21 protein-coding genes are annotated in these 21,658 nt (G+C 62.7%); 13 read left to right on the top strand and 8 right to left on the bottom strand.

The features are described 5' to 3' along the window. Positions 1-107: 107 nt before the first annotated feature. The 5 genes from B0G77_RS07245 to hslU all read left to right on the top strand — a co-directional run bounded on the left by B0G77_RS07245 (position 108) and on the right by hslU (position 5,715). On the top strand, positions 108-1,310 hold the full coding sequence (locus B0G77_RS07245) for a class I SAM-dependent rRNA methyltransferase (RefSeq protein WP_133661499.1): 1,203 nt from the start codon (positions 108-110) through the stop codon (positions 1,308-1,310). A 155-nt stretch (positions 1,311-1,465) separates the two neighbouring features. Continuing rightward, a complete protein-coding gene (locus B0G77_RS07240) occupies positions 1,466-2,539 on the top strand; it encodes a GTP-binding protein (RefSeq protein WP_133661498.1) in 1,074 nt (357 codons plus the stop codon). Positions 2,540-3,088: 549 nt separating this feature from the next. Continuing rightward, positions 3,089-3,508 carry an RNA polymerase-binding protein DksA gene (gene dksA / locus B0G77_RS07235; protein WP_074301082.1) on the top strand — a complete coding sequence of 140 codons (420 nt, stop codon included), beginning with the start codon at positions 3,089-3,091 and terminating at the stop codon, positions 3,506-3,508. 314 nt (positions 3,509-3,822) lie between these two features. Further along, positions 3,823-4,359 carry an ATP-dependent protease subunit HslV gene (gene hslV, locus B0G77_RS07230; RefSeq protein ID WP_133661497.1) on the top strand — a complete coding sequence of 179 codons (537 nt, stop codon included), beginning with the start codon at positions 3,823-3,825 and terminating at the stop codon, positions 4,357-4,359. 9 nt (positions 4,360-4,368) lie between these two features. Then, entirely contained in the window at positions 4,369-5,715 is a 1,347-nt protein-coding gene (gene hslU / locus B0G77_RS07225) for an ATP-dependent protease ATPase subunit HslU (protein WP_133661496.1), read from the top strand. Between the two features lie 112 nt (positions 5,716-5,827). On the opposite strand, the gene B0G77_RS07220 is transcribed toward hslU, so the two are convergent. The 3 genes from B0G77_RS07220 to B0G77_RS07210 are packed head-to-tail and all read right to left on the bottom strand — an operon-like array spanning position 5,828 to position 7,957. Next, a complete protein-coding gene (locus tag B0G77_RS07220; RefSeq protein WP_133661495.1) occupies positions 5,828-6,370 on the bottom strand; it encodes a response regulator transcription factor in 543 nt (180 codons plus the stop codon). Beyond that, positions 6,367-7,677 (bottom strand): ATP-binding protein, encoded by a 1,311-nt coding sequence (locus tag B0G77_RS07215; RefSeq protein WP_133661494.1) that lies wholly within the window; start codon positions 7,675-7,677, stop codon positions 6,367-6,369. Before B0G77_RS07215 ends, B0G77_RS07220 begins: the two co-directional genes overlap by 4 nt. 43 nt (positions 7,678-7,720) lie before the next feature. Continuing rightward, positions 7,721-7,957 carry a cysteine-rich CWC family protein gene (locus tag B0G77_RS07210; protein ID WP_133661493.1) on the bottom strand — a complete coding sequence of 79 codons (237 nt, stop codon included), beginning with the start codon at positions 7,955-7,957 and terminating at the stop codon, positions 7,721-7,723. 276 nt (positions 7,958-8,233) lie between these two features. Here B0G77_RS07210 and argB point away from each other — a divergent pair, with 276 nt between their 5' ends. The 8 genes from argB (at position 8,234) to B0G77_RS07170 (ending at position 15,995) form a co-directional block, all read left to right on the top strand. Further along, a complete protein-coding gene (argB, locus tag B0G77_RS07205; RefSeq protein WP_133661492.1) occupies positions 8,234-9,133 on the top strand; it encodes an acetylglutamate kinase in 900 nt (299 codons plus the stop codon). A 123-nt stretch (positions 9,134-9,256) separates the two neighbouring features. Then, positions 9,257-10,048 carry a pyrimidine 5'-nucleotidase gene (locus B0G77_RS07200; protein WP_133664066.1) on the top strand — a complete coding sequence of 264 codons (792 nt, stop codon included), beginning with the start codon at positions 9,257-9,259 and terminating at the stop codon, positions 10,046-10,048. Further along, complete coding sequence (gene slmA / locus B0G77_RS07195; protein ID WP_133661491.1) at positions 10,015-10,683, top strand: nucleoid occlusion factor SlmA; 669 nt, start codon at positions 10,015-10,017, stop codon at positions 10,681-10,683. The genes B0G77_RS07200 and slmA overlap by 34 nt, the downstream gene beginning before the upstream one ends. Positions 10,684-10,787: 104 nt before the next feature. Continuing rightward, entirely contained in the window at positions 10,788-11,354 is a 567-nt protein-coding gene (locus B0G77_RS07190; RefSeq protein WP_243750950.1) for an HdeD family acid-resistance protein, read from the top strand. Positions 11,355-11,696: 342 nt separating this feature from the next. Continuing rightward, positions 11,697-12,842 (top strand): homoserine O-acetyltransferase, encoded by a 1,146-nt coding sequence (locus B0G77_RS07185; RefSeq protein ID WP_133661490.1) that lies wholly within the window; start codon positions 11,697-11,699, stop codon positions 12,840-12,842. Beyond that, positions 12,839-13,447 carry a methionine biosynthesis protein MetW gene (metW, locus tag B0G77_RS07180; protein WP_133661489.1) on the top strand — a complete coding sequence of 203 codons (609 nt, stop codon included), beginning with the start codon at positions 12,839-12,841 and terminating at the stop codon, positions 13,445-13,447. Before B0G77_RS07185 ends, metW begins: the two co-directional genes overlap by 4 nt. Before the next feature lie 14 nt (positions 13,448-13,461). Next, positions 13,462-14,856 (top strand): AmpG family muropeptide MFS transporter, encoded by a 1,395-nt coding sequence (locus B0G77_RS07175; protein WP_133661488.1) that lies wholly within the window; start codon positions 13,462-13,464, stop codon positions 14,854-14,856. Beyond that, a complete protein-coding gene (locus B0G77_RS07170; RefSeq protein ID WP_133661487.1) occupies positions 14,838-15,995 on the top strand; it encodes a M48 family metallopeptidase in 1,158 nt (385 codons plus the stop codon). The genes B0G77_RS07175 and B0G77_RS07170 overlap by 19 nt, the downstream gene beginning before the upstream one ends. 61 nt (positions 15,996-16,056) lie before the next feature. Here B0G77_RS07170 and B0G77_RS07165 read toward each other — a convergent pair whose 3' ends face one another. The 5 genes from B0G77_RS07165 to gatC form a co-directional block, all read right to left on the bottom strand. After that, positions 16,057-16,836, bottom strand: a complete 780-nt coding sequence (locus B0G77_RS07165) for an exodeoxyribonuclease III (RefSeq protein WP_133661486.1) — start codon at positions 16,834-16,836, stop codon at positions 16,057-16,059. 72 nt (positions 16,837-16,908) lie between these two features. Then, positions 16,909-17,748: a PPK2 family polyphosphate kinase gene (locus B0G77_RS07160; RefSeq protein WP_133661485.1), complete on the bottom strand. Its 840-nt coding sequence runs from the start codon at positions 17,746-17,748 to the stop codon at positions 16,909-16,911. Positions 17,749-17,920: 172 nt separating this feature from the next. Continuing rightward, positions 17,921-19,396 (bottom strand): Asp-tRNA(Asn)/Glu-tRNA(Gln) amidotransferase subunit GatB, encoded by a 1,476-nt coding sequence (gene gatB / locus B0G77_RS07155; protein ID WP_133661484.1) that lies wholly within the window; start codon positions 19,394-19,396, stop codon positions 17,921-17,923. Beyond that, a complete protein-coding gene (gene gatA, locus B0G77_RS07150; protein WP_133661483.1) occupies positions 19,393-20,880 on the bottom strand; it encodes an Asp-tRNA(Asn)/Glu-tRNA(Gln) amidotransferase subunit GatA in 1,488 nt (495 codons plus the stop codon). Before gatA ends, gatB begins: the two co-directional genes overlap by 4 nt. A gap of 132 nt (positions 20,881-21,012) precedes the next feature. Next, a complete protein-coding gene (gatC, locus tag B0G77_RS07145) occupies positions 21,013-21,312 on the bottom strand; it encodes an Asp-tRNA(Asn)/Glu-tRNA(Gln) amidotransferase subunit GatC (protein WP_133661482.1) in 300 nt (99 codons plus the stop codon). Positions 21,313-21,658 lie beyond the last annotated feature (346 nt).

Below are 21,658 nucleotides of genomic sequence, written 5' to 3'. Positions count from 1 at the left end.
CGCCTTGGGAATCTCACACGCCGCAGACGCAGCGGACTTTCCGCACTGTGCGGCCTTTGGCTCCCCTTTTGATTCCCGATATCACGAATGCCTCGCGAAGTTAAACCATGAATACCGTTACGCTGAAACCGTCGAAAGAGAAATCGCTGCTGCGCCGCCATCCGTGGGTCTATGCGAACGCGATCGAGCGCATCGACGGAAAGCCGGAAGCCGGTGCCACCGTCATCGTCCGGGCGCACGACGGCCGCTTTCTGGCGCGCGCGGCGTACAGTCCGCATTCGCAGATTCGCGCGCGCGTCTGGAGCTTCGACGAAGCTGAACCCATCGATCACGCGTTCTTCAAGCGCCGCGTGCAACGCGCGCTTGCCCACCGCCGCTCGATGGTGCACAACACCGGTGCCGTGCGGCTCATCTTCGGCGAAGCGGATGGCCTGCCGGGCCTGATCGTCGACTACTACATCGCCGACGACGCCACACAGCGCGGACAGCTCGTCTGCCAGTTCATGGCGGCGGGCGTCGAAGCGTGGAAGGAGGCGATTGTCGGCGCGCTCACAGGCGCGACCGGTTGCCCGAACGTGTATGAACGCTCCGACGTGTCGATCCGCGAGAAGGAAGGCCTCGAACAGACGACCGGCGTGCTGGCCGGCGACGCGCCGTCGGGCACGCTGATCGCCAGCGAGAACGGCGTGCGCTATCACGTCGACGTGCACAATGGCCACAAGACCGGCTTCTATGTCGACCAGCGCGATAACCGCGCGCTCGTTCAGGAACTGGCGCAGGACCGCGACGTGCTCAACTGCTTCTGCTACACCGGCGGCTTTTCACTTGCCGCACTCAAAGGCGGCGCGAAGCGGGTGGTGTCGATCGATTCGTCGGGCGAGGCGCTGGCGCTGGCGCAGCAGAACGTCGTGGCCAACGGTTTTGACGCTGCTCGCGCCACGTGGCTCGACGCCGACGCATTCAAGACGCTGCGGCGGCTCTTCGACGAAGGCGAGCGTTTCGACCTGATCGTGCTCGATCCGCCGAAATTCGCGCCGTCGCGTGAACACGTGGACCGCGCGGCGCGCGCCTACAAGGACATCAACCTGACCGCCCTCAAGCTGTTGCGTCCGGGCGGCCTGCTGTTCACCTATTCGTGCTCCGGCGCGATCGATGCCGAACTGTTCCAGAAGATCGTCGCGAGCGCGGCGTCCGACGCGCGCGTCGACGCCCGGATCCTGAAACGCCTCGGCGCGGGCGTCGATCATCCGCTGCTGACGGCGTTCCCCGAAGGCGAGTATCTGAAAGGCCTGTTGTTGCAAATCGCCTGATCGCCCATAGTTTCGGTTTATTTCCCGCTCTCGCGGCAGGGCTTCAGGCCTGCCCCGAGCGGTGGCTTGACAGATATGTTTCAATAGCTGACCCGATTGAGCGGCCGCCTGAAGCGGCCCCGCACCCGATTCCCGCATTTAAACAGGCGATAAACATGATTCCCGTCACTATCCTGACCGGCTTTCTCGGCAGCGGCAAAACCACGCTGCTCAAGCGCATCCTGAACGAAAAGCACGGCATGAAAATCGCCGTGATCGAAAACGAGTTCGGCGAAGAGAACATCGACAACGAAATTCTCGTGCAGGACGTCAGCGAACAGATCATCCAGATGAGCAATGGCTGCATCTGCTGTACGATCCGCGGGGATCTGGCGCGCGTGCTGGGCGATCTGGCCGCGAAAAAGCAGGCAGGCGAACTGGATTTCGACCGCGTCGTGATCGAAACGACGGGTCTCGCGAACCCGGGCCCGGTGGCGCAGACGTTCTTCATGGATAACCAGATCGCCGACGAATTCCTGCTCGACGCAATCATCACGCTGGTCGACGCGAAGCACGCCAACCAGCAGCTCGATGAGCACGAAGTCGTGCAGCGCCAGGTGGGTTTCGCCGATCGTCTGTTCATTACGAAGGCCGATCTGGTAGAGGAACAGGCAATCGGTGATCTGCGGCATCGCCTGCTGCACATGAACCCGAAGGCGGCGATCAGGGTCGTCAATTTCGGCGAAGCCGAAATCAAGGAAATCTTCGACCTGCGCGGCTTCAACCTGAACGCGAAGCTCGAAATCGATCCGGAGTTTCTCGCCGAAGACGACCATGTCCATGCGCACCACGATCATGACCATGACCATGATCACGAGAATTGCGATCACGATCACGGCCATTGCGATCATGAAGGGCATGACCACGGCAATCATCACCACGCGCACCACGACGACAAGATCAAGTCGTTCGTCTACCGCAGCGAACGTCCGTTCGACCCAAACCGCCTCGAAGATTTCCTCGGCGGCATCCTGCAGATCTACGGCGAGCGCCTGCTGCGCTACAAGGGCGTGCTGTACATGAAGGGCGTCGACCGCAAGGTGGTATTCCAGGGTGTGCACCAGATGATGGGCAGCGACCTGGCTTCGAAGTGGCAGCCGATCGAAAAGAAGAACAGCAAGATGGTGTTCATCGGCATCGAACTGCCGCAGGACCTGATCACCGACGGCCTGGACGCCTGCCTCGCCTGAACCTCGAGGCGAAAAGCGGGCCGGTTCTGGCGCTCGGGCCCGCTGGCTATTCGGCACGTGTGAAAAGCACGTGAAAACCCTGCTGCGGGAATACGTGCACGACCATCGCTTTTTGATCGTCGGCGCGTTATATTTTCACGATAACGATGAATGCAGCAGGGTTTTACCTCGGTTGCAGTGCCAGATTGTGATTCAGTTACAATACGTGCCCACTGGAGAATGACAACGAATTGCCCGGACCGCGCAGCCTGTGCCGGGTATGCCGGGTGTGAAACGAGGCGCCGGAAAATCTCATCCGGAAATGACGCCGACAGCCGGCCGGCACGCTGGTATCGGGGAGCGCGTTGCCGGTAGAAGTAATGCCTCAGGAGCATCTGAAGACCGGTTTCCAGAGGAGTTCGGCCCCGCATCGGCGCCTTCGGCGTCACGACAGCCCACCGTCCGTGTTCGCCGACGCTCAGTTGAGCGTCAATTGAGGCGTCGTTGCGGGCAACACGAAAGAGCGGGCAATACGTATGAGTTTTGCCTCACATTGAAGAAGCAAGCCAGATGACGACGAAACGACTCTTGACCGAAGCCGAAATCCTGAAGATGAGCGACAAGGATTACATGAATGAGGATCAGCTCGCTTTCTTCAAGAACAAGCTCGAACAGCTGCAGGCGGAAATTCTCCGCAATGCGGGCCAGACGACCGAAAACCTGCGCGAAACCGTGATCGTGCCTGACCCGGCCGATCGCGCGACGATCGAGGAAGAGCATGCGCTCGAACTGCGCACGCGCGACCGCGAACGCAAGCTGCTGAAGAAGGTTCAGCAGTCGCTCGCACGCATCGAATCGGGCGATTACGGCTGGTGCGAAGAAACCGGCGAGCCGATCGGCATTCCGCGTATGCTCGCACGGCCCACGGCTACCCTGTCGCTCGAAGCACAGGAACGCCGCGAACTGCGCCAGAAGCTGTTCGGCGACTGACCGCCCTCGGCGCGGCTTCGGCCCGCGCCCCCAAACGCTGCTTCGTCGCGAGGCGCACGGTGTTCCGTGCGCTTTTTTCTTTCGAAGCGTGCACGCTTCCTGTTTTGACCCCACCTCTTCCGCGTTTTTTCCGCGCCTGTCCGTTCGGCCAACTCTTGATAAGCCGACGCACGCCCTAAAATAAATTCGACATGCGTTGCACGAGCGCGCGCCGGGTCGTTTCTGTTGCGGTGTCGCGCCCGTCCGTTTCCCCTGATTCAAGTGGTGGCGCAGTAGCGCTGCTGCGTCCTTCCCGTTTTGCAAAAGGAACGCATATGGAGCAATTTCACGGCACGACGATCGTTTCCGTGCGGCGCGGCGACAAGGTCGCGCTAGGCGGTGACGGCCAGGTAACGCTTGGCAATATCGTCATGAAGGGCGGCGCGAAAAAAGTCCGGCGCATCTATAACGGCAAGGTGCTGGTCGGTTTCGCCGGCGGCACAGCCGACGCCTTCTCGCTGCTCGACCGGTTCGAGGCAAAACTCGAAAAGCACCAGGGCAACCTCACGCGCGCCGCCGTCGAACTCGCCAAAGACTGGCGCACCGACCGCATGCTGCGTCGCCTCGAAGCCATGCTGATCGCGGCCGACGCCAGCACCACGCTCGTCATCACCGGTAATGGCGACGTGCTCGATCCCGAAGGCGGCATCTGCGCAATCGGCTCGGGCGGCGCGTACGCACAGGCCGCGGCGAGGGCGCTCGCCGACAACACGGATCTTTCGCCGCGCGAGATCGTCGAAAAGTCGCTGGAGATTGCCGGCGATATGTGTATCTACACGAACCACAACCGCGTCATCGAGACGATCGAGTAAGGACCCACGATGAGCACAATGACCCCCGCCGAGATCGTCTCGGAGCTGGATAAACACATTATTGGCCAGGGCCGGGCGAAGAAGGCAGTCGCGGTGGCGCTGCGCAACCGCTGGCGCCGTCAGCAGGTCGGCGAGCCGCTGCGCCAGGAAATCACGCCGAAGAACATCCTGATGATCGGGCCGACGGGCGTCGGCAAAACGGAAATCGCGCGTCGTCTCGCCAAGCTCGCCGACGCGCCGTTCATCAAGATCGAGGCCACCAAGTTCACCGAAGTCGGCTATGTGGGCCGCGACGTGGATAGCATCGTGCGCGACCTGATGGAAATCTCCATCAAGCAGACGCGCGAAACCGAAATGCGCAAGGTCCGCACGAAGGCCGAAGATCAGGCCGAAGACCGCATTCTCGATATCCTGCTGCCCACCGCGCGTCCGGTCGGTTTCGGCGCGAGTTCGAGCGCCGCCGACACGGCCGACGAAGGCAGCACCACGCGCCAGACGTTCCGCAAGCGTCTGCGCGAGGGGCTCCTCGACGACAAGGAAATCGAACTTGACGTCGAGCAGCCGCAGGTCGGCATGGACATCATGGGGCCACCGGGCATGGAAGACATGACCGAACAAATCCGTTCGATGTTCGCGAACCTGGGCGGTGGCAAGAAGACGCGCCGCAAGCTGAAGGTCAAGGAAGCCTTGAAACTGCTCACCGACGAAGAAGCAGGCAAGATGCTGAACGACGAAGAGGTGAAGGCGAAGGCCGTGCAGAACGTTGAGCAAAACGGCATCGTGTTCCTCGACGAAATCGACAAGATCGCGTCGCGCAATGAAGCGGGCGGTGGTGAAGTGTCGCGTCAGGGTGTGCAACGCGATCTGCTGCCGCTCGTCGAAGGCACGACGATCAACACGAAGTACGGGATGGTGAAAACCGATCACATCCTGTTCATCGCGAGCGGCGCGTTCCATCTGGCGAAGCCGAGCGATCTGATTCCCGAGCTGCAGGGTCGTTTTCCGATTCGTGTCGAACTGGATTCGTTGTCGGTGAAGGATTTCGAATCGATCCTCGTCGCGACTGACGCAAGCCTCGTCAAGCAGTATCAGGCCCTACTCGCCACTGAAGACGTGCATCTGGACTTCGCCGACGACGGCATCCGCCGGCTCGCCGAAATTGCCTTTTCGGTCAACGAGAAAACGGAAAACATCGGCGCGCGGCGCCTGTACACGGTGATCGAAAAACTGCTCGAAGAAGTATCGTTCGCAGCTGGCAATCATGCCGGCACGAGGGTCATGATCGATGCGGCGTATGTCGATCGCGCGCTGAACGAAGTCGCTGGCGATGAAGACCTGTCGCGCTACGTGCTGTGACCTGGCCACGTTGAAGCACTGATCGCCTCGCCAGTTCGTGGGGTGAAACGAAACAGGCGGCCTCTTGTGAGGCCGCCTGTTCACATCAACCGTCAGTGCTCGACTGACTGCCTCACTGCCGCACAGGCCGCTTCGCCAGCTTGCGCTGCAGCGTGCGGCGATGCATGTTCAGTGCGCGCGCGGTCGCGGAAATGTTGCCGCCGTTGTCCGCCAGCACACGCTGGATGTGCTCCCACTCAAGCCGGGCAACCGACAGCGGCGTCGGATTCTCGAGCGCCTCTTCCGCCTGCGACGCGCTCGCTTCGCTTTGCAGCGCTGCCAGAATGGTCTCGACGTTCGCCGGCTTGGCCAGATAGTTATCGGCGCCGTCCTTGACCGCCTGCACCGCGGTCGCGATGCTCGCATAGCCCGTCAGCACCAGCATTCGCGCATCAGGCTGCAGGTCGCGCAACGGCGCCACCAGGTTCAGGCCTGAGTCGTTGCCGAGATGCAGGTCGACGGTAATCTGGCTGAATTTCTGCTGGTTCGCCAGCTTTATCGCCTCGTCGGCGTTGTGCGCTTCGGCAACGGTGTAGCCGCGGCGAGTCAGGCCGCGCGCGAGGATGCCGGAGAACACTTCGTCGTCGTCGATGACCAGAAAATTCATGTCGCTCATGCCTGTTTCTCCGTATTGGAAGACGCCAAACCGGTCCGGTTCGCGCCCGATTGACCGGCGGCCGCAACCGGCAGCCGCAGCACCGCGCGGGTGCCGCGCGGCTTTGTATCGGTGACATCGTTCAGTTCGATTGATCCGCCCAGTCGCGCGGCCGCCGAAAACGCCAGATATAGCCCGACGCCGTGCCCGCCCTGCGTGCTGTCGACCGGCATCGCTCCCAGCGAGTGGCGCAACGACGCCGGGATGCCCGGTCCGGCATCGCACACCTCGAACGCGATCTGCTCGCCGGACGCCGTGAGCTTCGCCGCAAGCGTCACATGATCACGGCTTGCACGCGCAGCATTGTCGAGCAGGATCGTCAGAATCTGGCTGACCGCGACGGTATCGTCAAGGCTGACATGGTCAGGCGGTGTGCCGACGCGTTCGAACCTGACATGAGGATGGCGCAGACGCCATTGCTCGGCGAACGACGCGAGCCATTCGCCCACCGTCTGCCGGTCCGCCGGTGCCGACGCACGGCTACGCAGTCGCGCGAGCGCCGATGTGCATAGCGTCATCTGCTGCTCGAGCACTGCAATATCGGCGGAATAGGGGGCAAGACCCTTGTCGGTGCTTGCGGCATCGCGCAACTCCTCAGCGAGCATCGCGATCGTCGACAGCGGTGTGCCGATTTCATGCGCGACCGTGGCCGCCTGCACGCCGAGCGCAACAGCCCGCTCGTCGCGCAGAAGACGCTGCTGCGCTTCGCCCAGCGCCGCGTCGCGCAGGCGCAGCGCACGCGACATTCGCGCGACGAACCACGCGATCAGCCCGACGCTCACCATGAAGTTCACCCACATGCCAGCACGGTAATAGTCGAACAGGTTCGCCGGATTGTCGAGATTGAGCGGCACCGAATCGAAGCTGAGTACCGCGTAACAGGCGACGGCGAACGCCGCAAGCCATGCCATCAGGTACCAGGGCAACACCGCCGCGGCGATCGCCAACGACGGCAGATAGAGCGTGACGAACGGGTTGGTCGTACCGCCCGACAGAAACAGCAGCGCCGACAACGCGCCGAGGTCCACCCAGATCTGCCCGAACAGTTCAAGATTGGATTCCGGTTTCTGGCGCGACACGCGAATCCATGTCAGGGCGTTGAACACCACCTCCAGCCCGATGACGAGCAGCATCGCGGGCAGCGGCAAAAGCACGCCGAAAAAGATCTGCACGGCCGCAATCGTGCCGAGCTGGCCGATGATGGCGAAGCTGCGCAGCCAGAAGAGATGTCCGAGGTTGACCCGGCCAGTAGTGGTGATGCGTTGCATCCCGCCAGTTTACCCGTTGAAGGCCGTCTGATTCGCGTTGCGTTCAGCCGCGGACGGTGTCCGGGCTCCGTCCGGCCAGTTGCGCGCGGGCGATTTCCTCCGCGAGGCATTCCGGGCACAGGCAGCCGCGGCCGGCTTCCAGCCGTTCTGCGGGCAGGGCCGGCATCGACCGGCACCAGCATTCGGACGCTTGATCGCCCCTTCCGCAATCGAACGAGCGGCCGCAGCGCGGGCATCGCGCGCGACCTACCCCCTGCGAAGAGGAACCAGACAAGTTCATGGCGAAAATGTGAAACCGGTCTCGGGGATGCTGACCATATTGCCACGTCTTGCGCGTCGGCAGAAGGCGGCAGTCCGATCACCCTGAACTTCGGACAAAATCGCCGGCCCAAAGCACCGGAACCTTGACTGCCGTCTGCGCTCCGGACTGTCGTTTGCGCAGTGCGGGAAGACGTCTGCGCCGGCCGCGATGGCACATGTCGAAATCCCTGTTGCAGCGCGCCAGTCCTGTACAATTCGCCCTTGTTTCAACTGTCCTGTGCCTGATCTTGCCGCCATGTCCGAGCTCCCAGACCTTTCGCAGATTGCGCCCACCCTGAAGGCCGAAATTCTGGCCGAGGCGCTGCCCTACATTCGCCAGTATCACGGCAAGACCGTGGTCATCAAATACGGCGGCAACGCAATGACCGAGGAGCGCCTGAAGCAGGGCTTCGCGCGCGACGTCATTCTGCTGAAGCTGGTCGGCATCAACCCGGTGATCGTGCACGGCGGCGGCCCGCAGATCGACCAGGCGCTCAAGAAGATCGGCAAGCAGGGCACCTTCATTCAGGGCATGCGCGTCACCGACGAAGAGACGATGGAAGTCGTCGAATGGGTGCTCGGCGGCGAAGTGCAGCAGGACATCGTCACGCTGATCAATCACTTCGGCGGCCATGCGGTCGGTCTGACGGGCAAGGACGGCGGCCTCATCCATGCACGCAAGATGCTGATGCCGGATCGCGACAACCCCGGCCAGTATGTCGACATCGGTCAGGTCGGCGAGGTCGAGGCGATCAACCCGGCGGTTGTGAAAGCACTGCAGGACGACGCGTTCATTCCGGTCATCTCGCCGATCGGCTTCGGCGAAGACGGCCTGTCGTACAACATCAACGCGGATCTGGTCGCGGGCAAGCTGGCGGTCGTGCTGAACGCCGAAAAGCTCGTCATGATGACCAACATCCCGGGTGTGATGGACAAGGCGGGCAACCTGCTGACCGATCTGTCGGCGCGCGAAATCGATTCGCTGTTTGCCGATGGCACGATCTCGGGCGGCATGCTGCCGAAGATCTCGTCGGCGCTCGACGCGGCCAAGAGCGGTGTGCGTTCGGTGCACATCATCGACGGCCGCATCGAACATTCTGTGCTGCTCGAAATCCTCACCGAACAACCGTTCGGTACGATGATCCGCTCGCATTGAGCGCATCATGAAACACGGTGCGCGTCACGCGCGCGCCGTGCAGCGCTTCGCGCCGCCGCTCGATCGATGCGGCGCGAGCGCAATCCACCACCGGCCCGCGGTGCGGCCTCACTTCCCTGCATGATGCGCTCTCCCCATTCCAAACGCCGCCGGCCGCGTATCAATGCGGGCACGCCGGTCTGGCTGTTCGACCTCGACAACACACTGCACCACGCGTCGCACGCGATTTTCCCGGCCATCAATCAGGCGATGACGCAGTACATCATCGATGCGTTGCAGGTCGATCGCGACCAGGCGAACCTGCTGCGCACCGGCTACACGCAGCGCTACGGCGCGGCGCTACTCGGCCTCACGCGTCACCATCCGGTCGATCCGCACGACTTTCTGAAGGTCGTGCACACGTTTCCCGACCTGCGCGCGATGCTACGGGCCGAACGCGGTCTTGCGCGGCTCATCGCCGCGCTGCCTGGCCGCAAGATCGTGTTGACCAACGCGCCTGAAGCGTATGCGCTTGCGGTGCTGGAAGAACTGCACATCGAGAGGCTGTTCGAGCGCGTGATCGCGATCGAACATATGCGCGACCGGCGCGGCTGGCGTGCGAAACCCGATCCGACGATGCTGCGCCGGGCGATGCGCGAGGCGCACGTGAAGCTCGCCGACGCCATCCTCGTCGAAGACACGCGCGGGCATCTGAAGCGCTACCGGCGGCTCGGCATCCGCACGGTATGGATCACCGGCCATCTGCCGACGCCGGCCGGCGTGGACGGCATACGCGCACTTCGACCGGGCACTGGCCGTCCGCACTATGTCGACAGAAACATTCGTTCGTTAAAATCATTGCGATCGGGCACCCGCTCGGGGCGACTGAAGAGGCGACAGACATGCAGCCGACTGACAGGCATGACCCGGCAGTAGAACACCAGCCACACACCGGCAGCACCCGTGCGCCGCGCCTGAAACCCGGCGAGCGGCGCATCCATATCCTCCAGACGCTCGCCACGATGCTGGAGGCGCCGAAGAACGAAAAGATCACGACAGCGGCGCTGGCCGCGCGGCTCGGCGTATCGGAGGCCGCGCTTTACCGGCATTTCGCCAGCAAGGCGCAGATGTTCGAAGGTCTGATCGAGTTCATCGAACAGTCGATCTTCGGCCTCGTCAACCAGATCGTCGACAAGGAGCCAAACGGCATCCTTCAGGCCCGAGCCATCGCGTTGATGTTGCTCAACTTTTCTGCAAAAAATCCTGGCATGACCCGCGTGCTTACGTGTGAGGCACTCGTCGGCGAACACGAGCGGTTGACCGAACGCGTCCACCAGATGCTCGAGCGCGTCGAGGCGTCGCTCAAGCAGTGTCTGCGGCTCGGCCTGATGGACGCCAACGCGCAGGCCGATAACGCCGCCGTCCCCCTGCCGGCGGACTACGACCCTGTGATCCGCGCGAGCCTCCTGATCAGCTATATCATCGGTCGATGGCATCGCTACGTGCGTAGCGGCTTTCGCCGCGAACCCGGCGAACATGCCGATGCCCAATTGCGGTTGATTCTTCAGTAGGCCGTTCAGTATTTCGGGATCTGAGTGTGCAGTCTTTTGCAACGATGCGATGCGATGCAGGGCACCCGCCCGGCACGCATTCAACATGGTGGAGAAGAAACACTATGAACCGTACTATCCTGTCTGCCCTGCCGCCGGGCCTTTCGTCGCTGTCCGCCCACTGGGGATGGCTTTTGATCCGTGGCATCTCGGCCATCCTGTTCGGTATTCTCGCCTTCACATGGCCCGGCTTCACTATTACGTCGTTGGCAATTGTCTGGGGCGCCTACGCGATCGTCGACGGACTCTTCGCGCTCGCCTACGGCATACGCGGCAAGACGCGGCGCTGGAGCTACGCCTTCCTCGGCCTGATCGGCATCGCCGCCGGGTTGATCGCAATGCTCTGGCCTAACGAGACGGCCGTCATCCTCGTGCTGATCATCGGCTGGTGGGCGGTCGTCGCGGGTATTTTCGAGATCATCTATGCGATCCAGAACCGGCGCGCAAATGCACATCCCTGGCTCGTCGGTCTGTCGGGGCTACTGTCGCTCGCGTTCGGTCTGTTTGTCGTCAGCCACCCGGGCGCCGGCGCGGTGTCGCTGGTCTGGCTGATCGGCACCTATGCGATCTTCTACGGCATTTTGATGATCGTTGCGGCGATCCAGCTAAGGCGTTTCCGCAACCGGACCTGACGCTTTACGGGCGTCGGGCGTCGGGCGTCGGGCGTCGTCAGGAAAGCTGATATGACTCCCGGGCAGGCGATGGGCCAGCCGCGCACGCCGCTGTCTCGAAACTTTTCCGCTATACTTTGCCCCTGATTGCAACACTCGATGCTGCAATCCATTGCTGTAACCGAATGCGGTTACTCACGCGCCGATTTGCTGACTCGATTGCGGGCGCGCGAACCTGCCGGGAATCATCCCTGGGTTCACTATAAATGCGGCTAAAGAGGTCGTCAGCCGCGCAACGCTTCGTCTCTCCGCGCATCGCCGACGCCGTTTTAGCCGCCCAGTTGTCGTTGACAGGCGGAATGAATGGAATCGATCGGGATCGTCGCTCCACAAAGAATGCATTTCTCCGAGCCGCTGCTCATGCAGAATGGCAGCTCGCTTGCCGGTTACGATCTGATGGTCGAAACCTACGGCACGCTCAATGCCGCGCGCAGCAATGCCGTGCTGGTGTGCCACGCGCTCAACGCGTCGCATCACGTTGCGGGCGTCTATGCGGACGATCCGCAGAACGTCGGCTGGTGGGACAACATGGTGGGTCCTGGCAAACCGCTCGATACGAACCGCTTCTTCGTGGTCGGCGTGAACAACCTCGGTTCGTGTTTCGGCTCGACCGGCCCGATGAGTATCAATCCGGCGACGCAACAGCCGTACGGCGCGAGCTTTCCGGTCGTCACCGTCGAAGACTGGGTGAACGCTCAGGCGCGGGTTGCCGACGCGTTCGGCATCGAGCGCTTCGCGGCCGTGATGGGCGGCAGCCTTGGCGGCATGCAGGCGCTCGCGTGGAGCCTGATGTATCCGGAGCGCGTCGACCATTGCATCGTGGTCGCCTCCACACCCAAGCTGTCTGCGCAAAACATCGCGTTCAATGAAGTGGCGCGCTCGGCGATCCTGTCGGATCCGGATTTCCACGGCGGCAACTACTACGCGCACGGCGTGAAACCGAAGCGCGGCCTGCGCGTCGCGCGGATGATCGGCCACATCACCTATCTGTCGGACGACGACATGGCCGCGAAGTTCGGCCGTGCGCTGCGCCGTGCGGAAGGCGCGCTCGACGCATACAACTTCAACTTCGACGTGGAGTTCGAAGTGGAGTCGTACCTGCGCTATCAGGGCGACAAGTTCGCCGACTATTTCGACGCCAACACCTACCTGCTGATCACTCGTGCGCTGGACTATTTCGATCCCGCGAAGGCCTTCGATGGCGACCTCACGGCCGCACTCGCGCATACGACGGCGAAATACCTCATCGCCAGCTTTTCGACCGACTGGCGTTTCGCGCCGGCCCGCTCCCGCGAACTGGTGAAGGCGCTGCTCGATCACAAGCGCACGGTGACCTACGCGGAAATCGACGCGCCGCACGGCCACGACGCCTTCCTGCTCGACGACGCGCGCTATCACAACCTGATGCGCGCCTACTACGAACGCATTGCCACCGAGGTGAACGCATGAACCAGCGCGCTCTCGATTATCTTGCGACCCGCCCCGACTTCCGCGCGATTGCCCGCTGGGTCGAGCCGCGCTCGACTGTGCTTGATCTCGGCTGCGGCGACGGCTCGTTGCTGTCGCTCCTGACCGAAGAACTCGAAGTGTCCGGCTATGGCATCGAGATCAACGATGCCGGCGTACTCGCGTCGACGAAAAACGGCGTCAACGTGATCCAGCAGAATCTGGAAGACGGCCTGCGCCTCTTCGAAGACGGGAGCTTCGATTTCGCAATCCTGTCGCAGACGCTGCAGACCATCCACCAGACGGCCGCGATCCTGCGTGAGACCGTGCGGGTCGGCAAGGAATGCATCGTGTCGTTTCCGAATTTCGGCTACTGGCCGCACCGGCTGTCGGTGCTGCAGGGTCGGATGCCAGTATCGAAATCGCTGCCGTTCCAGTGGCACAACACGCCGAACGTGCGCGTGCTCACGATCAAGGATTTCGAGGCCCTCGCGCCGGAAGTCGGCATCGAGATTCTCGACCGCGTCGTGCTGCACGGCGGCCAGGCGGTGCGATGGGGCGTGAACTGGCGTGGTAGTCTTGCGGTCTATCGCGTCAAGAAAAGCTAACGCAAGCCATACACATGTCGAACCCGCCACACGAGGCGCCTGCACTTACCGCTCACGAAGAACATCCCGGCTGGCGTGCGTTTCTCAACGCGCACATGCTGATCTGCGTCTTCCTCGGCTTCACGTCGGGGTTGCCGCTATTCACGCTCGTCTACCTGGTGCAGGCGTGGCTGCGCTCTGAAGGCGTCAATCTGAAGGAAATCGGCCTCTTTGCGCTGATCCAGTTCCCCTACACCTGGAAATTCGTCTGGGCACCGCTGATGGACCGCTATATCCCGCGTCTGCCAGGCTGGCAGCCGGGGCGGCGGCGTGGCTGGATGCTCGTCACGCAGATTCTGGTCGCGGGTGCGATTGCGGCGCTGGGTTTCGTGTCTCCGCGTGATTCAATCTGGACCGTCGCGGCGCTGACCGCCCTCGTCGCGTTCTTCGGCGCGAGCCAGGACATTGTGATCGATGCCTACCGGCGCGAACTGCTTTCCGATACGCAGCAGGGTCTCGGCAACGCAGTCCATGTGAACGCTTACAAGATCGCGGCGCTGATACCGGGATCGCTCGCCTTGATCCTGTCGGATCATCTGCCGTGGACTACCGTCTTCATCGTGACGGGTGCGTTCATGCTGCCGGGGATGATCATGACGCTCGTCGTCGGCGAACCCAAAGTGCGCGGCGCGCCGCCCAAAAACCTGCGCGACGCGATCGTGCTGCCGTTCCGCGAATTCATCCTGCGCGACGGCTGGCGCGGCGCGCTGTTCGTGCTCGGTTTCATCTTCCTGTACAAGCTCGGCGACACGATGGCCACCACGCTGTCGACCTCGTTCTTTCTCGACATCGGCTTTTCACGCACGGAAATCGGCGTCATCGCGAAGACGACGGCGTTCGGCGCGAGTCTCGCGGGCGGCATCGTCGGCGGGATCTGGATGATGCGCATCGGCATTGGTCGCGGGCTGTGGATTTTCGGCATCCTGCAGATGCTGTCGACGCTTGGCTTCGCGTGGCTCGCGCAACTTGGGCCAGCTTCGCCGTCGCTGGGCGTGATCTACGATTTTGCGGTTGCGGCGAGTCAGGGCGTGACGACGCTGCTGTCGTGGATCGGAGTCGACTGGACCGTGCAACTCGATCCGCGTGCAGTCGCGCTGGCGCTTGTCTACGGGCTCGAGACCTTCGCGACCGGCCTGACGATGGCGGCCTTCACCGCCTACATCGCAAGCACGACCGATCCGCGCTACACGGCTACGCAGTTCGCGCTGTTCACGAGCCTCGCTTCCGTGCCACGAACATTGGCGTCGGCGGCAAGCGGGTATGTGGTTGCCCAGATCGGCTGGTTCGATTACTTCCTGGCGTGCACCGCGCTTGCGCTGCCCGGCATGCTGCTTCTGTTCAGGATCGCACCGTGGAGAAGCGAGTCGTGACGGCGCTCGCACCGCGTTGCGCGCAGGCGCGAGGCCGGCCGCGCGTGAATCAACCAGCGCTGCGTGCAATCACGTGCCGCAGGGTGTGCGCCGCGCTTGCGCTAGCCTGGGCCTGTGTGGTCGGCACGCTCGCTCTGCCAGGAACCGCCCGCGCGACCGAAACGCCTGCGCCTGCACCGGCCCCCGCGAACACCAACGCGACCGTCAGCGCACCTGAAAGCGTTGGCGCTCCTGCTGCCAAACCTGCAATCGGCTTGTCCGGCACGTTGCCCGCATCCGGTGCGGCGCCGGCCTCGACAGCCACGCCGGCCCAGCAGACCCCATACGGTCCCAGTCCGACGATTCGGTATGGCGGCCTCGTGGTGTTTCGCAACCTGATCCCGTCGCCAATGCTCGAATCGCAGGCCACCGCCGAATTCGACGAAATCGTGCGGGGCGCGGATCACGCGAACAGTCTTTATCCTGCCACCGACGCGCGCGTGAAACGCGTCCGTTCGACCGCCGACGCGCTGATTCCCTATTCGCTGAAGTGGAACGAACGCGCGAAGAACTGGAAGTGGGATGTCGCCGTGGTCCGCTCACCGGACATCCGGATGTACTGCCTGCCCGGCGGCAAGATCGTCGTGTACAGCGGCCTGCTGGACCGCGTGCGCCTGAACGACAACGAACTCGGGATGCTGCTCGGCCACGAGATCGCGCACGCACTGCGCGAGCATGCGCGCGAACGCCTGGGTGAGCAGCAGGCGGCACAACTCGGATCTGGATCGATTCCGCAATTGTTCGGCCTGGCCGATCTGGGTGCGGCGCCGCTCGGCATCGGTTCGCAACTGCTCGAAATGAAATATGAGAGCACCGACGAAACCGAAGCCGACGTGATCGGCAGCGATATCGCGTCGCGCGCGGGCTTCGATCCGCGCGCGGCAGTCACGCTGTGGGACAAGCTCGCGGCAGCGACGCGCAGCAATCGCAACCAGGGCTTCATCTACGTTCACCCGTACACGCCAGTACGTCGCGCCGACATCGTAAAGCGTCTGCCGGACATGCTGCCGCTCTACGCGAAGGCCATCGGCACGACGGTCGACGCGCTACCGGACTACGCCGGCATCGGCCGTCCGCGGCGCAAGCTGGCGCGCGACTAGAGCGCCAGCTTGGGCCGCGACACGGGTCGAAGCAGGCTGCAGCGACCCGCGCGTGTCAACGTTAGCGGCCTGCCGGATGATCGTAGTCGACGGTCAGCGGTGCGTGGTCACTGAACTTGATATCGCGGAAGATGTCGGTATGCTTTGCCTTGCTGGCAATGCCCGGCGTCGCGATCTGATAATCGATCCGCCACCCGACGTTCTTCGCATACGCCTGGCCGCGATTGCTCCACCACGTGTACTGCTCCGGGCGTGGGTCGAGCGTGCGGAATACGTCGACGTAACCGACGTCGTCGAACAGCTTCGTCAGCCACGCGCGCTCCTCCGGCAGGCAACCTGAGTTCTTCTGGTTGCCCTTCCAGTTCTTGATGTCGATTTCCTTGTGGACGATGTTCACGTCGCCGCACACAATCACTTCGCGCTCCTTGCGCAGCACGTCGAGGTGCGGCATGAAGACGTCCATGAAGCGGTACTTCGCCTGTTGCCGCTCGTCGCCGCTCGACCCCGACGGCACGTACACGGACACCACCGACAGATTCCCGAAACGCGCTTCGACATAGCGCCCTTCCGCATCGAACTCCTCGCTGCCGAAGCCGATCACAACTTCGTCCGGCTCGCCGCGCGTGTATACGCCCGCGCCGCTGTAACCCTTTTTCGCCGCATGCTGAAAGTAGCCGGTGTAGCCGTGCGGCGCCAGGAACTCAGGCGTCATGTCGTCCTGAGAGCACTTGATTTCCTGCACGCAGAGCACGTCCGCGTTCTGTTCGCGGAACCAGTCGAAGAAGCCTTTCTTGGCAGCCGAACGGATGCCGTTCAGATTGGCGGTAATCACACGCAACATATCGTTCCCTTCCTGTTTGATTGATCTGATCCGGCGGACGGCAGTCCGGTGGCCGGCATCAGGAACACCGCTTTATTCGACTTTCACACCCTTGAGCGATTCCTTCGCCGCAGGAAACTCCAGCTTCAACGATTCGAGCGTTCGCAGCAGCAGTTCGGCAACCATCACGTTGCGGTGGGTCTTCGAATCCGCCGGAATCACATACCACGGCGCACATTCGGTCGACGTCGCTGCCAGTGCGTCCTGATACGCGCTTTGATACGCATCCCAATGCTTGCGCGCATCCAGATCGGCGACGTCGAACTTCCAGTGCTTCGTGGGATCGTCGATACGTGCCTGAAGACGGCTGCGCTGCTCGTCCTTCGAAATGTGCAGCATGCATTTGACGATCGTCGTGCCCGTGTCCGCAAGCAATGCCTCGAACTCGCGGATGTGGCGATGACGTCTCGTACGTTCGTTGGCGTCGATGGTGCCCAGTACCGTCGGCACGAGGATGTCTTCGTAATGGCTGCGGTTGAAGATCGTCAACTCACCAGCGGCCGGCGCATTTGAATGAACGCGCCACAAAAAATCATGTGCGGCTTCGACAGGTGTTGGCGCCTTGAACGGCACGATGCGCAAGCCGAGCGGGTCGACGTCGTGAAAGACCGCGCGAATCGTCCCATCCTTGCCACTCGTATCCATTCCCTGCAGCACCAGCAGCACGCGCTGCACGCGCTGCGCATGCAGACGCTCCTGCAAACCGTCGAGCTGTGCGCCGATAGTCGCGATGCGCTCCCGGTCGGACTCCTTCGCACCGGTCGAAAACGGCTTCACAGCCGGATCGAAATCGCTCAGCGCGAACTTCGCTGCCTTTTTTCCCTCGTCGAAATACGGCACGCGGAAGTCGTCGAGGTCAGGTTTCTTCTCCATGCTTGTTCTCCTCGCGTTGTGCATCAAACGGTCGCCAGCAAGCGCGCCGGTAGAACCGAATCCAGAAACGAAACGGGCCGCTGCCTCACCTTCGCTCCGGCAACAGCCCGTCGTGGCCGCAGGTATGCCACGGTGGCACCCCTGCGGAATCGGCTTCGACTCCCGACTTCTATCAGGACAGCTTCTTCTTCAGCAGTTCGTTGACCTGCTGCGGATTGGCCTTGCCCCGGGTCGCCTTCATCGCCTGACCGATCAGCGCGTTGAACGCCTTCTCCTTGCCGGCGCGGTATTCCTCGACCGACTTCGGGTTCGCCGCAAGTACTTCGTCGATGATCGCCTCAAGGGCGCCCGTATCGGAAATCTGCTTCAGCCCCCTGGCTTCGATGATGCGATCGGCAGCGGCTTCGTCGGTGGCCTTTTCTTCCCAGATCGCGAGGAAGATCTCCTTCGCGATCTTGTTCGAAATCGTGCCGTCAGCAATACGTTGCAGCAACAGCGCGAGTTGCGCGGCCGAAACCGGGTTTTCCGCGATATCCAGACCTTCGCGATTCAGTTGCGACGACACTTCGCCCATCAGCCAGTTTGCCGCCACCTTCGCCTGCGCCGCACCGACCTTCGAGACCACGGCCTCGTAGTACGCGGCCGTTGCCTTGCTCGACGTCAGCACGCCAGCGTCGTACGGCGTGAGGCCATACTGCTCGACAAAGCGCGCCTGGATCGCCACCGGCAGTTCCGGCATCTCGCCCCTCACACGCTCGATCCATGCCGCGTCGATCACGAGCGGCATCAGATCGGGATCGGGGAAATAGCGGTAGTCGTGCGCGTCTTCCTTGCTGCGCATCGAACGCGTTTCGCGCTTGTCCGGATCGTACAGACGCGTTTCCTGGACCACCGTGCCGCCGTCTTCGATCAGTTCGATCTGGCGGCGCACTTCGTACTGGATCGCCTCTTCGAGGAAGCGGAACGAGTTCAGGTTCTTGATCTCGGCGCGCGTGCCGAACTCTTTCTGACCGACCGGCCTCACCGACACGTTCGCGTCGCAGCGAAACGACCCTTCCTGCATGTTGCCATCGCAGATACCGAGCCACACGACGAGCGCATGCAACGATTTCGCATACGCGACCGCCTCGGCGGCGCTGCGCATTTCCGGCTCGGTAACGATCTCGAGCAGCGGCGTGCCAGCGCGATTCAGGTCGATGCCGGTCATGCCGGCGAAGTCTTCGTGCAATGACTTGCCCGCATCCTCTTCGAGGTGCGCGCGGGTCAGGTTGACGGTTTTTTCGTACGCTTCCTTACCGGCCTTTTCGTTGGCAGGCACCTGAATCGTGATCTGCCCGCCCTGCACGACCGGGATCTCGTACTGGCTGATCTGATAGCCCTTCGGCAGATCAGGGTAGAAATAATTCTTGCGCGCGAAAATGCTGCGCGGCGCGACCGTCGCGCCAATCGCGAGGCCAAAGCGGATAGCGCGCTCAACCGCGCCACGATTCATCACCGGCAGCGTGCCCGGCAGCGCAAGATCGACGGGGCTCGCCTGCGTGTTCGGCGCGGCGCCGAACTGCGTCGCGGTGCCGGAGAAAATCTTGGAGATCGTCGACAGTTGCGCGTGCGTCTCAAGACCAATTACGACTTCCCACTGCATGTTCATACTCCCGCCGGTGCCTTGCGATGCCAGTCGGTCGCGCGTTGGAACGCGTCCGCGACCTGCAGCATCCGGGCTTCATTGAAATAGTTGCCGATGATCTGCAGGCCGACCGGACGCTGCGCATTCGCGCCCGCGCCGAAGCCGCACGGCACGCTCATGCCCGGCAGCCCCGCGAGGCTCACCGACAGCGTGTAGATATCCGCGAGATACATCTGCACCGGGTCGTCGCCCTTGGCGCCGATATCCCACGCGACCGACGGCGACACTGGCCCCATGATCACATCGCACTGTTTGAACGCTTCCTGGAAATCCTGCGCGATGATGCGGCGAATCTTCTGCGCCTGCAGGTAGTAGGCGTCGTAGTAGCCGTGCGACAGCACATACGCGCCGACCAGAATGCGGCGCTTCACTTCCGGCCCGAAGCCTTCCGCGCGCGACTTCTTGTACATGTCGAGCAGATCGCGATACTCAGCCGCGCGATGGCCGTAGCGCACGCCATCGAAACGCGACAGGTTCGACGACGCTTCGGCAGGGGCGATCACGTAGTAGACGGGAATCGACAGCTCGGTTTTCGGCAGCGACACTTCGACGAGCCTGGCGCCGAGCGCCTCATATTGCTTAAGTGCGGCGTCGATCGCGGCGCGCACGTCGTCGGCGAGGCCCGCGCCGAAATATTCCTTCGGCAAGCCGATACGCAGACCGGCGAGCGGCTTGCCGGCGGCGGCGGCCGACCACGGCTGGCCAAGATAACGCGTGTAGTCTTCGTCGTCGCGCGTGAGGCTCGTCGAATCGCGTTCGTCGAAGCCCGCCATCGCGTTAAGGAGCGTCGCGCAATCGGCTGCCGACTGCGCGAACGGGCCTCCCTGGTCGAGCGAAGAAGCAAACGCGATCATGCCGTAGCGCGACACGCGGCCGTACGTCGGCTTGATGCCGGTCACGCCGCTGAATGCTGCCGGCTGACGGATCGAGCCACCGGTGTCCGTGCCGGTTGCGGCAGGCGCGAGACGGCCGGCCACGGCCGCGGCCGATCCACCCGACGAGCCGCCCGGCACCGCCTTGCGATCCCACGGATTCTGCACCGGGCCGAAGTACGAATTTTCGTTCGACGAACCCATCGCGAATTCGTCCATATTCGTTTTGCCAAGGCACACCATACCCGCGCGCTCCAGCCGGTCGACGACAGTCGCATCGAACGGGCTTTCGTAATTTGCGAGCATCTTCGAGCCGGCGGTCGAGCGCCAGCCGCGCGTGACGAACACGTCCTTGTGCGCCACCGGCAGGCCGGTCAACGGGCCGGCATTGCCATTGGCGAGGCGCACGTCGGCAGCTTTGGCCTGCGCGAGCGTGAGTTCGGGGTCGACCTGAATGAACGCGTTCAGGCCCTTGTCTGCGTCGATGCGGCGCAAATACGCCAGCGCGAGTTCGACGGCGGAGCATTCCTTCGCATCGAGCGCCGCGCGCAGTTCGGTCAAGCTTTTTTCATGCATTGCGTTATTCCTGGAGAGCGCGACAGCGCGCTCTGGCGCTGTCGTGGAGGCGGTCGGCTGCCCGCCGGCGGCCGCGCCACATGTACTGGCGGTACGGGTGAAAAGCACGCGCGCGGCGTTCGCCGCAGCGGCTTACTCAATGACCTTCGGCACCAGATACAGACCTTCCTGCACAGCCGGCGCCGGGCGCTGGAATTCCTCCCGGCGCACCGTTTCGGTCACCGCGTCGTCGCGCAGGCGCAGCGCGACGTCTTCAATCTGCTCGATGGGATGCGCGAGCGGCGCAATGCCGGTGGTATCGACCGCCTGCATCTGCTCGACGAGGCCGAAGAAATCGTTGAGCTGAGCAAGCGTGTGCTCCGCGTCGGCGTCGGGCAATTCGAGCCGGGCGAGATGTGCGATGCGTTTCACATCGGTCAGGGTCAGGGCCATGCAGTCACCGGAAAAAAGACCTGGGCCGCGGCAGCGCGAAAAAACAGTGCTGCGACAGCAGGTTACAACAGTGGAGCGAACCTTCGAAAAGGGGGTGGCAGTGGCAAAAAGTGCCATCTGTTTCCTTCAAATCCAGCAAAATTATAAGGTATCATTACGCGTTCGACCCAAACCCGGACCGACTTGACAAGGCCTTTCTGGACATTTTCCAGAGTGAACTGAGCGGCCTTGCCCGGCCTCCGGTAGATTCCCTCGCAGCTTCAGCCCTTGTGGTGAGCCTTTGTGGCGCGTTCCCGCACGACCTGAAGCTGTTATTTTTCCGCTGCCCATCTGCGCGTACCGCGCG

Origin of the sequence: Paraburkholderia sp. BL10I2N1, assembly GCF_004361815.1 — a bacterium.
Taxonomy (GTDB): domain Bacteria; phylum Pseudomonadota; class Gammaproteobacteria; order Burkholderiales; family Burkholderiaceae; genus Paraburkholderia.
Note: the sequence above shows the minus strand (reverse complement) of the source record. Positions and strands in the feature narration are given on the sequence as shown.

Bases quoted from the DNA above. Each gene is read 5' to 3' on its own strand.
- B0G77_RS07245 (WP_133661499.1), top strand. From the start codon at position 108: ATGAATACCGTTACGCTGAAACCGTCGAAAGAGAAATCGCTGCTGCGC.
- B0G77_RS07240 (WP_133661498.1), top strand. From the start codon at position 1,466: ATGATTCCCGTCACTATCCTGACCGGCTTTCTCGGCAGCGGCAAAACC.
- dksA (WP_074301082.1), top strand. From the start codon at position 3,089: ATGACGACGAAACGACTCTTGACCGAAGCCGAAATCCTGAAGATGAGC.
- hslV (WP_133661497.1), top strand. From the start codon at position 3,823: ATGGAGCAATTTCACGGCACGACGATCGTTTCCGTGCGGCGCGGCGAC.
- hslU (WP_133661496.1), top strand. From the start codon at position 4,369: ATGAGCACAATGACCCCCGCCGAGATCGTCTCGGAGCTGGATAAACAC.
- B0G77_RS07220 (WP_133661495.1), bottom strand. From the start codon at position 6,370: ATGAGCGACATGAATTTTCTGGTCATCGACGACGACGAAGTGTTCTCC.
- B0G77_RS07215 (WP_133661494.1), bottom strand. From the start codon at position 7,677: ATGCAACGCATCACCACTACTGGCCGGGTCAACCTCGGACATCTCTTC.
- B0G77_RS07210 (WP_133661493.1), bottom strand. From the start codon at position 7,957: ATGAACTTGTCTGGTTCCTCTTCGCAGGGGGTAGGTCGCGCGCGATGC.
- argB (WP_133661492.1), top strand. From the start codon at position 8,234: ATGTCCGAGCTCCCAGACCTTTCGCAGATTGCGCCCACCCTGAAGGCC.
- B0G77_RS07200 (WP_133664066.1), top strand. From the start codon at position 9,257: ATGCGCTCTCCCCATTCCAAACGCCGCCGGCCGCGTATCAATGCGGGC.
- slmA (WP_133661491.1), top strand. From the start codon at position 10,015: ATGCAGCCGACTGACAGGCATGACCCGGCAGTAGAACACCAGCCACAC.
- B0G77_RS07190 (WP_243750950.1), top strand. From the start codon at position 10,788: ATGAACCGTACTATCCTGTCTGCCCTGCCGCCGGGCCTTTCGTCGCTG.
- B0G77_RS07185 (WP_133661490.1), top strand. From the start codon at position 11,697: ATGGAATCGATCGGGATCGTCGCTCCACAAAGAATGCATTTCTCCGAG.
- metW (WP_133661489.1), top strand. From the start codon at position 12,839: ATGAACCAGCGCGCTCTCGATTATCTTGCGACCCGCCCCGACTTCCGC.
- B0G77_RS07175 (WP_133661488.1), top strand. From the start codon at position 13,462: ATGTCGAACCCGCCACACGAGGCGCCTGCACTTACCGCTCACGAAGAA.
- B0G77_RS07165 (WP_133661486.1), bottom strand. From the start codon at position 16,836: ATGTTGCGTGTGATTACCGCCAATCTGAACGGCATCCGTTCGGCTGCC.
- B0G77_RS07160 (WP_133661485.1), bottom strand. From the start codon at position 17,748: ATGGAGAAGAAACCTGACCTCGACGACTTCCGCGTGCCGTATTTCGAC.
- gatB (WP_133661484.1), bottom strand. From the start codon at position 19,396: ATGAACATGCAGTGGGAAGTCGTAATTGGTCTTGAGACGCACGCGCAA.
- gatA (WP_133661483.1), bottom strand. From the start codon at position 20,880: ATGCATGAAAAAAGCTTGACCGAACTGCGCGCGGCGCTCGATGCGAAG.
- gatC (WP_133661482.1), bottom strand. From the start codon at position 21,312: ATGGCCCTGACCCTGACCGATGTGAAACGCATCGCACATCTCGCCCGG.